The sequence below is a fragment of the Dyadobacter sp. BHUBP1 genome (genome assembly GCF_050587785.1).
Taxonomy (GTDB): domain Bacteria; phylum Bacteroidota; class Bacteroidia; order Cytophagales; family Spirosomataceae; genus Dyadobacter.
Genome location: NZ_JBOBIH010000001.1, coordinates 1,344,349 through 1,358,076 on the forward strand (window position 1 = coordinate 1,344,349; position 13,728 = coordinate 1,358,076).

Annotated in this window: 10 protein-coding genes; 8 read left to right on the forward strand and 2 right to left on the reverse strand. The window is 51.5% G+C overall.

Annotated elements, in window-relative coordinates; all coding sequences use genetic code 11:
- Positions 1–23 precede the first annotated feature (23 nt).
- Positions 24–1,658 (forward strand): hypothetical protein, encoded by a 1,635-nt coding sequence (locus ACQ4MZ_RS05525; protein WP_430843582.1) that lies wholly within the window; start codon positions 24–26, stop codon positions 1,656–1,658.
- A 78-nt stretch (positions 1,659–1,736) separates the two neighbouring features.
- On the opposite strand, the gene ACQ4MZ_RS05530 is transcribed toward ACQ4MZ_RS05525, so the two are convergent.
- Both ACQ4MZ_RS05530 and ACQ4MZ_RS05535 read right to left on the reverse strand, forming a co-directional pair.
- Positions 1,737–4,370 (reverse strand): ABC transporter permease, encoded by a 2,634-nt coding sequence (locus ACQ4MZ_RS05530; protein WP_430843583.1) that lies wholly within the window; start codon positions 4,368–4,370, stop codon positions 1,737–1,739.
- Position 4,371: 1 nt separating this feature from the next.
- Positions 4,372–4,716: a PadR family transcriptional regulator gene (locus tag ACQ4MZ_RS05535; protein ID WP_430843584.1), complete on the reverse strand. Its 345-nt coding sequence runs from the start codon at positions 4,714–4,716 to the stop codon at positions 4,372–4,374.
- 193 nt (positions 4,717–4,909) lie between these two features.
- Here ACQ4MZ_RS05535 and ACQ4MZ_RS05540 point away from each other — a divergent pair, with 193 nt between their 5' ends.
- The 7 genes from ACQ4MZ_RS05540 (at position 4,910) to ACQ4MZ_RS05570 (ending at position 13,728) form a co-directional block, all read left to right on the forward strand.
- Complete coding sequence (locus ACQ4MZ_RS05540; RefSeq protein ID WP_309990810.1) at positions 4,910–5,428, forward strand: RNA polymerase sigma factor; 519 nt, start codon at positions 4,910–4,912, stop codon at positions 5,426–5,428.
- On the forward strand, positions 5,412–6,185 hold the full coding sequence (locus ACQ4MZ_RS05545) for a HEAT repeat domain-containing protein (RefSeq protein ID WP_430843585.1): 774 nt from the start codon (positions 5,412–5,414) through the stop codon (positions 6,183–6,185). The genes ACQ4MZ_RS05540 and ACQ4MZ_RS05545 overlap by 17 nt, the downstream gene beginning before the upstream one ends.
- A 137-nt stretch (positions 6,186–6,322) precedes the next feature.
- On the forward strand, positions 6,323–7,111 hold the full coding sequence (locus ACQ4MZ_RS05550) for a DUF4097 family beta strand repeat-containing protein (protein WP_430843586.1): 789 nt from the start codon (positions 6,323–6,325) through the stop codon (positions 7,109–7,111).
- A gap of 23 nt (positions 7,112–7,134) precedes the next feature.
- Positions 7,135–7,833 carry a hypothetical protein gene (locus tag ACQ4MZ_RS05555; RefSeq protein WP_430843587.1) on the forward strand — a complete coding sequence of 233 codons (699 nt, stop codon included), beginning with the start codon at positions 7,135–7,137 and terminating at the stop codon, positions 7,831–7,833.
- A 345-nt stretch (positions 7,834–8,178) separates the two neighbouring features.
- Positions 8,179–8,769 carry an RNA polymerase sigma factor gene (locus ACQ4MZ_RS05560; RefSeq protein ID WP_430843588.1) on the forward strand — a complete coding sequence of 197 codons (591 nt, stop codon included), beginning with the start codon at positions 8,179–8,181 and terminating at the stop codon, positions 8,767–8,769.
- A gap of 302 nt (positions 8,770–9,071) precedes the next feature.
- Positions 9,072–10,028, forward strand: coding sequence for a FecR family protein (locus ACQ4MZ_RS05565; protein WP_430843589.1), 957 nt, complete (start codon positions 9,072–9,074; stop codon positions 10,026–10,028).
- Positions 10,029–10,200: 172 nt separating this feature from the next.
- On the forward strand, positions 10,201–13,728 hold the full coding sequence (locus ACQ4MZ_RS05570; protein WP_430843590.1) for a SusC/RagA family TonB-linked outer membrane protein: 3,528 nt from the start codon (positions 10,201–10,203) through the stop codon (positions 13,726–13,728).

Consider the following 13,728-nt stretch of genomic DNA (forward strand, 5'->3'; position numbering starts at 1 on the left):
TTTAGCAAGAATAAAACACCTGAATGATCCGTACCGATTTCAACTGGACCGAACCTTTAAACGTAACCCTGCTTACGGCGGCATTGGCGCTGCTCGTATTGCAATGCGGTTTGCTTTATACGCGCCATCGTCATTCGGGAAGGGTAGGCATCAGGTTGATTTTGAATGCTTTGTTTTGGGTGAGTTTGGTGGCGTGGCTGTTCGATCCCTATTTTCAATCTAATGCCAGGTCGAAAACCGGGCTGCTGATTGCCGCAAATGTCCCTTCCGGGGTTGCCGGGCGCATTCGGGATAGTCTGGCGGGCGCGGAACCGATACGTGTGGATGAAACTGCCGACGGCGCGGTAGACACACTGGTAATAGTGGGCCAGGAGTTCGAAAAAAGCCTTTTTGCCTCTATAAGGCAGTGGAAGAATATGCCCCATTTGCGTTGGAAGCCCTGGTTTGCCCCGGACGCACTCCGCGATCTCCAATGGAAGGGAATATTGTGCAAAGGCGAAATGCAACGGATTGAAGGCAGTATTGAGTTGTCCGATAAAAAGATATTACAGGTGCGGTACGCCGGCAGAACGCTCGACAGCGTCATGCTGAATGTCGGTAAAAACCGGTTCAGACTGGCATTTCCCACATTTTCTGAGGGTCGTACTACCACGACCCTTGACCTCGACGGGCAAACCATCGATACGCTCCGCTTTTTCACCCGGCCAGAGCAAAAACTGACCGTCCGTTTTCTACTCGATAACCCCGATTTTGAAACACGCACCCTGGCGACCTGGCTCGGAAAGCAGGGACATTCCGTGTCGTATGAATCGTTATTGTCGAGGGATATCCGGAGCAAGTTGAATATCAACCGTGCCGCTGAGCCGGAACTGATTGTGACGAGTGTTTCAAATGCTGCCACCGCAGCTGTAAGAAAGGCTGTGAATACAGGCAGAAGTGTACTCTTCCTTCAATTGGGCGATCCGGTTACCGACCTCCGGGCAATCAATAATGCACTGGGTACGCGTTTTCAATCAGTGAAAATTTCCAATGGGGAATCGATTACCGTATCCGCTTCACTGACTGCATTACCTTTCCGCTTCGAACCGAATGATTTTCAGGTACGGGTATCGCATTACCCTGTGGCAATCGAAAAAACGACCGGGAAAATTGCGGTAAGTTTATTGAATGAGACGTTTCCGATGCAGCTGTCGGGAGATAGCATTGCTTATGGCAAGATTTGGAACGAAATCCTCGCATACGTGCGTCCTGTGGTGGCGCCCGTGATTGAATGGGACGCCCCGGTTTTTCAAAATGTGCCAGTTATGATGCATTTGAATAATTTTCAGCCCGTTCCGCAGTTTTTGACGGTCGGTAAGGATACTGTTTCAACCATTACCTCCGCAATGAATGACCGGTCGGCTGCTGCTCGTTTTTTGCCGGATAAAGCCGGTTGGTCACCCGTGCATGATTCTTTGCAAACCGAGCTTTATGTGCAGGATTATTCCCCGTTGCGATATGCTTCGCGTATGCAGCATTTTATTCGATCTACGCAAGAACTAAATACAGCAACCGATATAAAGGGCAACGAAATATCGACCCGGAAACTTCCCGGCTGGGCCTGGTTTACCTGGCTGATACTCTGCCTGGCTGCACTTTGGATTGAACCGAAACTATGAAAATGCTATTCCGCGATAGCGACTGCGACGAGCGCCAGAAACCCGGTTTTTTGAAATCATATCATGGCTAACTACGCATTATTCAGACCGCAGACTGCGGATAGGGTTCATCGTGGCCGCTTTGATGGCCTGGAAGCTTACTGTCAGCAAGGTAATCAGCAGCGTGCCGAGACCGGTAAGTGCGAATATCCACCATGAGATCGTTGTGTGGTATTCGTATTTTTGCAACCACCCATTCAGGAAATAGTATGCGCCGGGTGTGGCAATCAGGAACGCGATGCATACTAGCATGACAAAATCGCGGGAAAGCAAGCCCCAGACATTGATCACTGTCGCGCCCAACACTTTCCGCACGCCGATTTCCTTGGTCCGCTGTTCGGCGATGAATGAAGCTACTCCAAACAGCCCCAGACAGCTGATCAGTACAGCCAGTATAGAAAAGAAGGTCGTCAGCTTGCCGATGCGGACCTCATCAAAGAATTTCCGGGCGTATGCAACGTCGTTGAATTCATATTCGAAAGGGGAGCCCGGATCGTATTTCTCAAAAACGGATTTGATTTTTTCGAGCGAAGCAGATGAGCCTATCGCAGGATTGAGCCGGATATTAATCACATTACCCTGGCCAGACGAAAGGCAGAAAAATTGGGGTCTGGCGGGAGCATAGGGCGAGTTCACGACGATGTCCCTGATCACCCCGATGATTTTATACGGTTTTTTGAACCAGGTCATCGGCTCGTCCACGGGGTGTTGCAGGCCCATGAATTTCACGGCTGTTTCGTTCACGACCAGCGCTACCGAGTCCGTCGCAAACTCGCGCGAGAAATCCCGGCCTTGCACAAATTGCCAGCCGACGGTTTTGCCGTAGTCATGCGAAACCTCGTCGAATGAGAAATCAACCGATTGCTCGGGGTCCTTGCCTTTCCATTCAAAACCGCTCGTAGATGACCAGGTTTCGGTAGTAGGACTGCCCGACTCGGCCATTTCCGCAATGGCGCCATCGCTTTTCAGTTCCTGACGAACTGCTTCAAAATGTTTGTGAATGTCGCCCGTGGCCATGAAAATGGAGAGCAGTCCGTCGCGGCTGTAACCCACCGGCCGGTTTTTGGCGTGCTGGATCTGCCGGAACACCACGGCAGTTCCGATGATGAGAATGATCGACACCGCGAACTGCACTACTACCAGCACTTTCCTCGGCACCGCTGCGAAGCGGCCCGCCCGGAAAGTTCCTTTCAGCACTTTCACAGGCTGGAAGGAAGACAGGTACAATGCTGGATAGCTGCCCGCAATAATGGCCGTAATGATGCTGAAACCAATGCCCGCCAGCCAGAATTCAGGCTGGGACCAGGGCATGGCGATTTTCTTGTCGGCGACCTCGTTGAAGAACGGCAGGCACAGTATTACCAGCACGATCGAAAGCACAAATGCACAGCCGACCACCAGAAATGATTCGGAAAAGAACTGCGTAATGAGCTGTTTGCGCACCGAACCGACGGCTTTGCGAATACCTACCTCCTTAGCACGTTTTTCGGAACGAGCCGTACTGAGGTTCATGAAATTGATGCAGGCGAGTAGCAATACGAATACGCCGATGGTACCGAACAGCCACACAAATTCGATTCGCCCGCCCACGCGATGACCCTCTTTGAACTCCGAGTAAAGGTGCCATTTGCTCATCGGGTTCAGGAACACATCGGGCTTGTATTTCAATTGCTCCTTATTGATATTTCTCTTTTTAATGTCTTTGATGCGTGCAGTAGCCTGGTCAATGTCAGCATTGTCGATCAGCTGTACGAAGGTATGGTAGGAATTGGGGCGCCACGGATCTTCCATGGTTTTGAGCCATGGATTGGCGATGATCATCAGTTGCCAGGGCATCAGGAACGAGACTTCGCGGAAAGTGGTATTATTAGGAAAATCTTCATACACACCTGTAACCTTTACATTCAGGTTGTTATCGACCTTTATTGTTTTGTCGAGGGGGTCGGTATCACCAAAGTACGCCTTCGCGACCGATTCGGAAAGCATGATGGAGTAGGGATCTTTCAGACCTGCCCTCGTGCCGTGGATCATCCGCAGGCTCAGCATCTCGGGAGCGTCGGGTTCGATATAGGTTCCGTTTTTATTGAATTTCCGGTCGCCGACGGCCAGAATATGCTTGCTGTTCCAGGAAGCCATGACCACATATTTGAAATCTGCCCCGTAGTTGCGCCTGATTTCATCACCGATGGGGAAGGGGAGGGAAGTCTGCGTGCCGACCTGCCCGTTGAATGTCTGGTGCTGCCAGACCTGGGCAATGCGGTCGTGGTTTTCGAAATACCGGTCGAACGATACCTCGTCGTAGATCCAGAGGCCTATCAGGATGGCTACGGTCATACCCATGGCCAGTCCGGAGATGTTAATGAAGCTGTAAGCCTTGTTTTTACCTAATGTTCGGAGCGAGATTTTGAGATAGTTTCTGATCATGGCGGGACTGAAAATATAAGTGGGGGAATAAGTGCGGGGTTTGCGTTTCATGAAATACGGGCGTACGTAGCGCAGGCAGGCGAGCAGGTATCGCAGGCGCGCCGTGTGGGCGCTTCCCTGGCTCGCGTACAGCGCATATACCTCGTGCAGGTCGCCCAGGATATCTTCCAGGAAATGCGGAGCGATAACGATCGTCAGCAGCCGGTCGACGCAGCGGGGTGGGCTGTGGTGTTTCGGGACTTTTTCCATATCATGAAAAGCTGAGTTTGGGTTGCAGCTTCTCTGCCGGAATAGCCTGCCATAGCTGCCGGCGGATCTCGTTGATTTCCTGCAATGCGCGGTTACCATAATTGGTAATGCTGAAAAAACGCTTCCGCCGACCGCCGCGCTCTGATGTGGCACCGCCCATTTCAGAAGTAAGGAAGCCTTTTTCTTCCAGACGGTATAAAGTTGCATGTATCGCGCTCAGCGAAACCGACCGGCCTGTGTATTCCTGGACGCGTTCCCAGATGGTGACGCCGTACGCTTCTTCGGTGCAGCCAGCCACTACCAGCAGGACGATTTCTTCAAATTCTCCAAGAAAAGTTCTTTTCATAACCCGCGCAGCTTATTAGTTATAATAATGCAAAACAAATACTTTGCCAGCGCTTAAAAATGGCTTTTTAGGCTATTGCGCCGGGTTTCAACCCGGCCACCCCTGTCCGATACCGGACAGCAATGTTCGGAAATAAAAATTTTTTCGTAAATCCTGTAACGTTTCCGGAAGCCGGTCGTCTATGCCATTGAATATGGATTTACAAGCCTTCAACCAACGCATTCTTCCCGTCCAGGGTCGCCTGTTCCGACTGGCGCAGATGTTTCTTCGCAACCGCGAGGAGGCAGAGGATGCCATTCAGGACGTGTTCCTGAGGCTTTGGACGAACCGGCAGCAGCTGGAAAGTTACCAGAGCGTGGAGGCGCTGGCGGTGCAGATGACGAAAAATCTTTGTCTGGATCGGCTGAAATCGCATCATAAACAGAAAACGAGCAACGAAACGGATATGGTAGCCATGCAGGCCGCGGACGTATCGCCTTATCGGCAAGTCGAGAACAGCGACAGCGCCGGTCTGATGCACCGCCTCATCGGCGAGCTGCCCGAGCAACAGAAACTGGTACTGCACCTCCGCGACGTGGAGGAGTATACTTTGGAGGAGATCGAGGAGGTAACCGGGCTGAGCAATGCGAATATCCGTACGATCCTTTCGCGGGCAAGGCAGAAGTTGCGTGAGAATTATTTAAAAGCGGAGAATTATGGCACTGGATATTGAGAAGTTATTAGAAAAATATTACGACGGTGAAACGTCGCTGGAAGAGGAACGTGCCTTGAAGCAGTTTTTTCAGCATGGCGAGGTGCCGGAGCATTTGCAGAGCCATGCGGTGCAATTCGGCTATTTTGCGAATGCACGCAAGGAGCAGCCTTCGCTGACTTTCCATCATGAGCTGGCGCTGATGCTCGATCCGCCCAGGCAGGGGCCAATGCGGCGGCTGGGAAGCTGGCTGATCCGCATTGCGGCGGGACTGACGTTGCTGATCGTCGGTTTTGGAGCAGGCTGGATGTTTCAGTCGAAGTCGGAGAAGGGGGCGCTGGCTGTTCTCGGAGGGCAGGAAGCTACGGAAGTGGCGGAAATGAAAAAAGTTCTCGCATTCGAACAAATGAACAATACGTCGGCGAGCGAACGTATTCAGGCGGTGAACCATAGCTATGAAATCACCGATGCCGACCGCGACATTACGCAGCTGCTGATCAACACGCTCAATTTCGATCCGAATGTGAATGTACGGCTGGCGGCCTGCCAGGCATTAACGCACTTTGCCGATGAAGCGGAGGTAAAGGAAGCGCTGATCCAGTCGCTGGCAATCCAGACGGACCCTAACATCCAGATTTCGCTCATCGAAACGTTGGTGGCGATCAAGGAAAAACGGGCGGTGGATCAGTTTCAGCAACTTGCGCGCAACCAGGAGGTACTCGACGTGGTACGGTTGAAAGCAACCGAAGGCATGAACCGTCTCAACACTGACGTCTGACAATGCCTTTTACCAGGGAATAAATTCCCTGGCCGGATATGGGCCGGGCCTCTGGCCCACTGTGCAAAAGCGATATTTTAACCAGGGGTTTCAACCCCTGGACCAAACAAGCAAATAAATCCTAATAATAAACAACCATGAAAAAAGTACTGTTAATCAGTGCGGGCTTCCTTTGGAGCCTCGGCATTGCGTGTGCCCAAACGCCCGAATACAAGACCAAACTAGCCAATTCGAAGGATAAAAAAGTCGTGTTCGAACTTTCGGCCAGCACGGTGAAGATCGAAGGGTATAATGGCGACGAGGTCATTATCCAGGCATCGTCCGGCTTCGAGGCGCCGCCCGATCGCGCGAAAGGACTGAAACCGTTGTATTATACGGCCGTCGATAACTCTGGTATAGGCTTATCGGTAACTCCCGACGCTTCGGGACTGAAAATCGAGAAAGCGACGCGCAAGTCGATCAAGTACACGATCAAACTGCCCCGGCAGGTAGCGGTGAAGTTCGTGGAAACCAACTGGCAGGGAGGATCAGGCTTGTCGATCTCGAATATGGACGGCGACCTGGAAATTAAAACGAACAACACCAACATTATCCTCAATAATATTACCGGGCCCGTGGTAGCCAATACCACCAGCGGCGAGGTAACGGCGACCTTCTCGACACTCGCGCAAGGTAAGCCGACGGCCATTTCGTCAATCAGCGGGGATGTGGACATTACTTTGCCCGCGACGGCAAAATCGAACCTGAAATTGCGGTCGATCAATGGCGAAATGTACACGGATTTCGATCTCGGCGTGAAAAGTACCAAAGATGGCATGTCGAAAGTCGGCGGTATGGCCAACGTCGACGGCGCGATCAACGGCGGAGGCGTAGAAATGACCCTCAACACCATTAGCAGCAACATTTATATCCGCAAGCAGAAATAACACCTAAACCTGCATCTGTTACCATGAAAAAGATTTTGTTATCAGCCATTCTGGGCGTGGTATGCGCGTCCGCATTTGCCCAGAAAATCATCGATAAAAGCCTGCCGTACCAATCAGGCAAGACAGTAAACCTCAATTTGCGCTTCGGTGACAGTATTCGCGTGCGCTACTGGGATAAGCAGGAAGTTTCGGTGCATATGTCCGTCAAAATCAATCAGAACAAACTGAATGACGCATTTCGGGTCACCGACATGACTACTGCCGACGAAATTATTCTGAAAACCGACATCGACAAGGAAAAGATAAAGGAAGGCAAAGGCGAGGATTGCCCGGGAGAGAAAAGCACGTGGAGCAGCGACGATGGCAAGAACCGCTATTACGTTTGCAGCGAGATCAACTATCAGGTAACCCTGCCGCGCCAGGCCAAGCTGAAACTCGAAACCATCAACGGGAACATCGATATTCAGGGAGCTACTGCGGCCGTGGCCGCCAAAACGATCAGTGGATTCGTGGATATGAGCTGGCCGAAATCCAAAGGTGCCAATGTAGCGGTGAAAACTGTTACGGGCGAAGTGTACTCAGATCTGGATATTGATTTCGGAAACAAAAAAGAGAAAAACCCGATCGTAGGCTATTTGCTCGAAGGGAAATTCAAGGGTGGCGGGCCGGATGTGAAGCTGGAATCGATCAGTAATAATGTGTACCTGCGCAAGAAGGACTAATCAGGAGTCTTTTTGCAGTAAAGGGGCGTCGCCGGATTCCGGGGGCGTCTCTTTTTTGTGGTCAGGTGTTGTCAAGAGTAGTCGGGTTTTGTCAGGAGTGGTCAGGCGTTGTCATGTTTAGTCCGTGTGGTCAGGTTTTGTCATGTGTGGTCATGTTTAGTCTCGCACTGTCATTTTGTGTTCGATATATTATTTCAACTATTTTATAAAAATCATAATTATACTAATCTATTTGATAAAATAGCGAAATTAATAGTGTATCAAATTTTAAAACCTTGAAATTTTAGTGATTATGTACCTAAATTAGGGAAACGATATTTGGCGGTATAAAATACAACCTCAACGATGAACGCGTTCGACGAAACTGTTTTGCTGAAAGACCTCGCTTCGGGAGACAGCAAGGCTTTCCACGAGGTGTATCGTCATTATAAGGGGGAAATCAGCCGTTATGTTTTCAAATTTGTCAAATCCTCCGAGCATACCGAAGACTTGTGTCAGGAGATTTTCCTGAAAGTGTGGGAAAAGCGGGAGACGCTCGCCAATCTGCAATCATTCAGAGCCTATATTTTTACGGTTTCCAAAAACCGTGTCCTTGATTTCCTGCGCCACGCGGCTACCGAGCGATCGGTGCGGGAGGAGGTGATCCGAGCATCGCTGCAACATGCCAGCCTTGTGGAAGAGGCATTGCAATCGGAAGAATATCAGCATTATCTGCAAAAAATACTTCATCAGCTTTCCCCGCGCGACCAGGAGGTGTTCCGCCTTTGCCGGGAAATGGAGCATTCCTACGACGAAGCCGCCGAAGTACTGGGTGTTTCGCGCAATGCGATCAAAAAACACATGGTCAAAGTCATCAAATTCATTAAATATTCCGCGTACAAGAGCTTTGGGTTGTCGTTCAACTCGCTGGTAATTTGCGTTATGGTGGTTTGGTGAACGTTGGTATGGTCATGTATAGTCATGTATAGTCAGGTGTGGTCATGTTTAGTCATGAGTGGCGAAATGGTGCGAAGGTTCCCTTCGTGACTCTTTATTCGCAGGCCTCTGGCTGATTGATATCGCATGGTTGCCCTTGCCGTATGGGCCGGCCGGAGGCCTGCGAATAGTGTGTGCAAATCAAGAGATTTACACGAAACGGGCAACAAATGACAGCACCTGACCAAAATGACAAAAAATTTTTGACCGAGGGGGTACCCTAGAACCCGTATCGCCCGTCTTCACTATAAATAGCCGGAAAAATGGAGGACAAGAGATTCCTGGAAGAACTCGTCAAACGTTACGTTGCCAATGCGTTGAGCAGGGACGAACTGGATATTTTCTTCCGTTTGCTGGCCGAAGGCCAACTCGACGAACCGCTTGACAGGCAACTTGACGAGAAGGCCGCACCGGAACCGGAAATTACCAGGCCATTGCGAGAAGGACCATGGATAATTGTTTCCCGGACATTCCGTGTCGCGGCATCGGTATTGCTGGTACTCACGCTGTCGTTCTTTGTTTGGAAACATAATGCCTTTCAGCTCTTTGGAAATACGATTTCAGTAGCTACTGGCAAAGGCGAGCGCAAGGAAATAAAGCTGCCGGATGGCTCGACGGTCTGGCTCAACGAATCGAGCAAAATGAAATATCCCCGGCATTTCGCGGAACACCAGCGGAAGGTGGTGCTGCTCGACGGCGAAGCATACTTTGATATCAAACGGGATGAGTCGAAGCCCTTCTTTGTGGTGGCTTCCGGTACCACGACCCGCGTTTTGGGGACAGCATTCAATATCCGGTCCTACCATTTTCTGAAAAGTATATTGGTTACCGTTACTCGCGGAAAGGTGGAAGTGGAACGGGCGGGCGGCACGGCCGGGCCGGAACGGAAGCTATTGCTGCCGAATGAACAGGTGTCCTACGATATGACGACCCGTGAGATCAAAAAAGTGAATGTAAACAGCGCCAATGCGGTGGCTTGGAAGGAAGGCAGGCTACTGTTCGATAATGAGAGCTTTGCCAACGTGATCGCCATTTTGGAAAATAAATTCGATGTAAAGATCCAGGCAGAGGAATCGATACGGGAATACCACATGTCTGCCGAATTTGCCTCAACCGACTCCCTCCCTCACATACTCGATCTACTATCGCTTGCCAACAATCTGGAATACCGCCTGGAAGACAATCAGATAACACTCAGCAAAAAAAGAAGACCCATTTGAACCCCGCGCCTATGGAATGAACGATTGCCCTTCAATGCAAAAAATCCGGCAAGCTTGAGCCTGCCGGACCGAGTGATAGTGAAAATCAGAACGTAACGCCAATCACTGACTGATCTTGCTATCCGGAAGCTGGAATTAATGTTTTACGATTAACCCCAACTCATTCAAAGGTATGAAAAATTGTACCAGAAGTTTACTGTCCATACACAAATGGACACGCCTGACCACGTTCTTCTTACTTTTCGCGCTGCTGATAGGATTTCCCTCCGTCGGGGCGGGAGTGGATGCCAGGCAGAGTCTTCAGGAAGTGACGATCGACCTTACGCTCCGCGACCGGAGCCTTAAAGAGGCGTTCAATCTGATCAAGAAAAAAACCGGTTTCAAATTTGTGTACAATGAAGAGCTCGTGGCACCGTACCGCGTCAATATTGCGGTGAGCCATAAGCCGGTGGACGAGGTACTCGACGAACTGCTCGGCCCGACACGCCTCGATTATCGCGAGCAAAGAGGCACGGTGGTGATTGTGGAAAAAGAAGCGAAGACAACCGGCCAGATCCAGAAAACGGAAATCCTGCTGGCGTCGCTCGTTCGCCCTGCCGATCGCGAGATAGCGGGCGTGGTGACCGACAACGACAATGGCGAGGCATTACCGGGGGTGGCGGTGCTTGTGAAAGGCACTTCCACGGGCACGATTACCGACATGAACGGCAAGTACCTCATCAAGGTGTCGGACTCCGGCGCGCCGGTGCTTGTGTTCTCGTACGTGGGGTACGTGGCACAGGAAGTGGCCGTAGGAGGGCAGTCGGCGATCGATATCAAGCTGGCGAGCAGCACAAAGCAGTTGAATGAACTGATGGTCGTGGGGTACGGCACGCAATCGAAGGAGGAATTTACAGGATCCGCGGCGCGGGTTTCCGGGGATAAATTGAAGGATATGCCGGTGCAAAGTTTCGACCAGGGGCTGGCCGGCCGGGCTACCGGTGTGAGCATCGGCCAGCCGAACGGCGTGCTGAATAACCCGCCGGTAATCCGTATCCGCGGGATCAACTCCATTTCGCTTAGCTCTTTTCCGCTGGTCGTGGTGGATGGTATCCCTATTAATACCGGCGACGTTTCGGCCAACTCTACCGTGGCTAACAACCCGCTGGGTGATATTAATCCTGCGGACATCGAGTCGATTGACGTGCTGAAAGATGCCGCCTCGACATCCATTTACGGGTCGCGTGCGGCGGCGGGCGTGCTCCTGATCACGACCAAAAGCGGTAAAACCGGCAAGGCAAAAGTGACTTACGAAGGCTGGACAGGTATGACCAAAGCGACCCGCTTGCCCACGATGCTGAATGCGCAGCAGTTTATGGATATTAAAAATGAAGGCGTGATGAATGCCAAAATCCTCGGCGGCAATGCGAATAACGATGCCGTGGCGTCGGCGCTGTTCTTTCCGATCATTCAGGAGGACGGCTCCATCGTGAATACCAATTGGTACGACAAAGTATATCAGACCGGCGTTTCGCAAAACCACAGCATCAGTGTTTCCGGCGGTTCGGAATCGACGAAATATTACTTTTCCACGAATTACAGCAACCAGAAAGGTATTCTGAAAACCAACCAGTTTACGCGGAAAGCGGCCCGCTTCAATATCGATCACAAGCTGAACTCCTGGTTATCGTTTTCAGGGAATATCAACTACAATACCAGCCTGAATGCCTCGCCCAATACCGGGTCGCTGAGCGGTAATGCGTTTGGATTGGTGGGATCTGCCCGCCTCGCCTGGCTTTCGGCGCCGAACGTGTACGCCGTGAATCCCGATGGCTCTTACAACCTCAGTTCGTCCAATACGCTGGGTATGGGAAATAACAAGGTAGCGAGCAACTTTTACAACCCGGTTCCTTTGCTGGATTTGAATAAATATACCTCTGAAAACGATCGCATTATTGCCAATTTTGGGACTACCGTCAAGATTTTCAAAGGCTTGCAGTATAAAATGAGCTATGCGATGGATCGCTTGAAAGTCGAGAATGTGAGCTTCAACAGCCCCGTGCACGGCCCGGGAAACTCATCCAACGGCAGCGCTACCAATAGCAGCAGGTTGATCAGCAACTGGAACTGGACCAATACATTAAACTACCAGACCACCATTGCCACTAATCACAACATTTCCCTGCTGGCCGGTTATGATGTGCAGAAATTCGGAACATCGAGTTGGGGGGCGACCCGGACCCAGCTTTCAGATCCGTTCTTCGACGAGTTCCAGGGCAGCTACGGGCAAATCTCGCCGGCTGCGAACGTGCTGACGGAGAGTGCATTGGTTTCGGTGTTCTCCCGGTTTACCTATGATTTTAGCAAGAAATACTTCTTCACCCTCAATTACCGCCGCGACGGCAATTCTGCGCTCGGAAGCGGTAAGAAATACGGAAATTTCGGCGGCGTATCGGCCGGATGGAGCATTTCGGAGGAGGATTTTTACAAACATTCCAAGCTGGCCGACATCATGAGCAGCGTGAAACTCCGCGCAAGCTGGGGGCGCGTGGGTAACTCGGGCGTAAGCGCGTACGGCTCGCTCGCATTGTATGAATCAAACCTGTATGCCGCCGTACCTACCTGGAATTTCAGTCAGGGCGGTAACCCCGATCTGGGCTGGGAGACGAGCAACCAGACCAACGTGGGAGCCGACGTGAGCTTCCTGAACGACCGCATTACCCTCGAAGCTACTTACTACGCCAACAGCGTCAACGGGTTGATCCTCAATGTGCCGCAGTCGCCTTCCAAAGGTATTCCGGGCGATGCCATATTCATGAATATTGGTGCGATGTACAATCATGGTATCGAGCTGGGCGTGAATGCCAACCTTATCCGTAAAGGCAAGCTGAGCTGGAATGCGAGTCTCAATTTTACCCATAATAAAAATAAGGTCACCGAGCTGTACGGGCAGGGAACCGAGCTGGTGGGAACCACTTCCACGGCCGCGGAGGCGACCAACATCACGCGCGTCGGCTATTCGGTAGGCAGCTTGTATGGGGCGAAAACGGATGGGGTGAACCCCGAAAACGGCCAGCGCATCTTCATCAACAAAGCGGGCGAACGTGTGCAGTACAGCCACGTGGTACCTGCGGGAGGCAGCCGCTGGACTTATCTGGACGGCACTCCCGCTCCTGCAATCGCGGTGGACGACTACTACCTGCTCGGCAATGCGCTGCCGACGTATTACGGCGGTTTTATCAATAATGTCAAATATGGGCAATGGGATCTGGGCGTGAATTTCACGTATTCGGGGGGCAATCTGGTGATGAACGGTACCAAGGCTACCTGGCGCGACCAGCGCTTCTGGAACAACACCACGGAGGTGCTCGACCGGTGGACTACGCCGGGGCAGGTAACCAAGATACCGCGCGTCGTATATGGCGATCTGCTTTCAAACGGCTCGTCGTGGCCCATCTCTGAGAATGCTGAAAAGGGCGATTTCCTGCGGTTGCAGTCGGTTTCGCTAGGGTACCGCGTGCCGGGGCCGGTTCTGAGCAAGCTGGGGTTGAGTTCGGTGCGGTTGTATGCACAGGTTTTCAATGCATTCATTCTCACGAAATACACCGGTACCGATCCCGAGATTTCGGTCAATGGTAATTCCAACACGACCCCTGGTGTGGAGAAGAATTCCATTCCGCAAGGCCGCACATTCACATTTGGTTTAAACCTCGGTTTCTGA

Excerpts from the sequence above, each read along its gene's own strand:
- ACQ4MZ_RS05525 (WP_430843582.1), top strand. The coding sequence starts at position 24 with ATGATCCGTACCGATTTCAACTGGACCGAACCTTTAAACGTAACCCTG.
- ACQ4MZ_RS05565 (WP_430843589.1), top strand. The coding sequence starts at position 9,072 with ATGGAGGACAAGAGATTCCTGGAAGAACTCGTCAAACGTTACGTTGCC.
- ACQ4MZ_RS05560 (WP_430843588.1), top strand. The coding sequence starts at position 8,179 with ATGAACGCGTTCGACGAAACTGTTTTGCTGAAAGACCTCGCTTCGGGA.
- ACQ4MZ_RS05545 (WP_430843585.1), top strand. The coding sequence starts at position 5,412 with ATGGCACTGGATATTGAGAAGTTATTAGAAAAATATTACGACGGTGAA.
- ACQ4MZ_RS05550 (WP_430843586.1), top strand. The coding sequence starts at position 6,323 with ATGAAAAAAGTACTGTTAATCAGTGCGGGCTTCCTTTGGAGCCTCGGC.
- ACQ4MZ_RS05555 (WP_430843587.1), top strand. The coding sequence starts at position 7,135 with ATGAAAAAGATTTTGTTATCAGCCATTCTGGGCGTGGTATGCGCGTCC.
- ACQ4MZ_RS05535 (WP_430843584.1), bottom strand. The coding sequence starts at position 4,716 with ATGAAAAGAACTTTTCTTGGAGAATTTGAAGAAATCGTCCTGCTGGTA.
- ACQ4MZ_RS05570 (WP_430843590.1), top strand. The coding sequence starts at position 10,201 with ATGAAAAATTGTACCAGAAGTTTACTGTCCATACACAAATGGACACGC.
- ACQ4MZ_RS05530 (WP_430843583.1), bottom strand. The coding sequence starts at position 4,370 with ATGGAAAAAGTCCCGAAACACCACAGCCCACCCCGCTGCGTCGACCGG.
- ACQ4MZ_RS05540 (WP_309990810.1), top strand. The coding sequence starts at position 4,910 with ATGGATTTACAAGCCTTCAACCAACGCATTCTTCCCGTCCAGGGTCGC.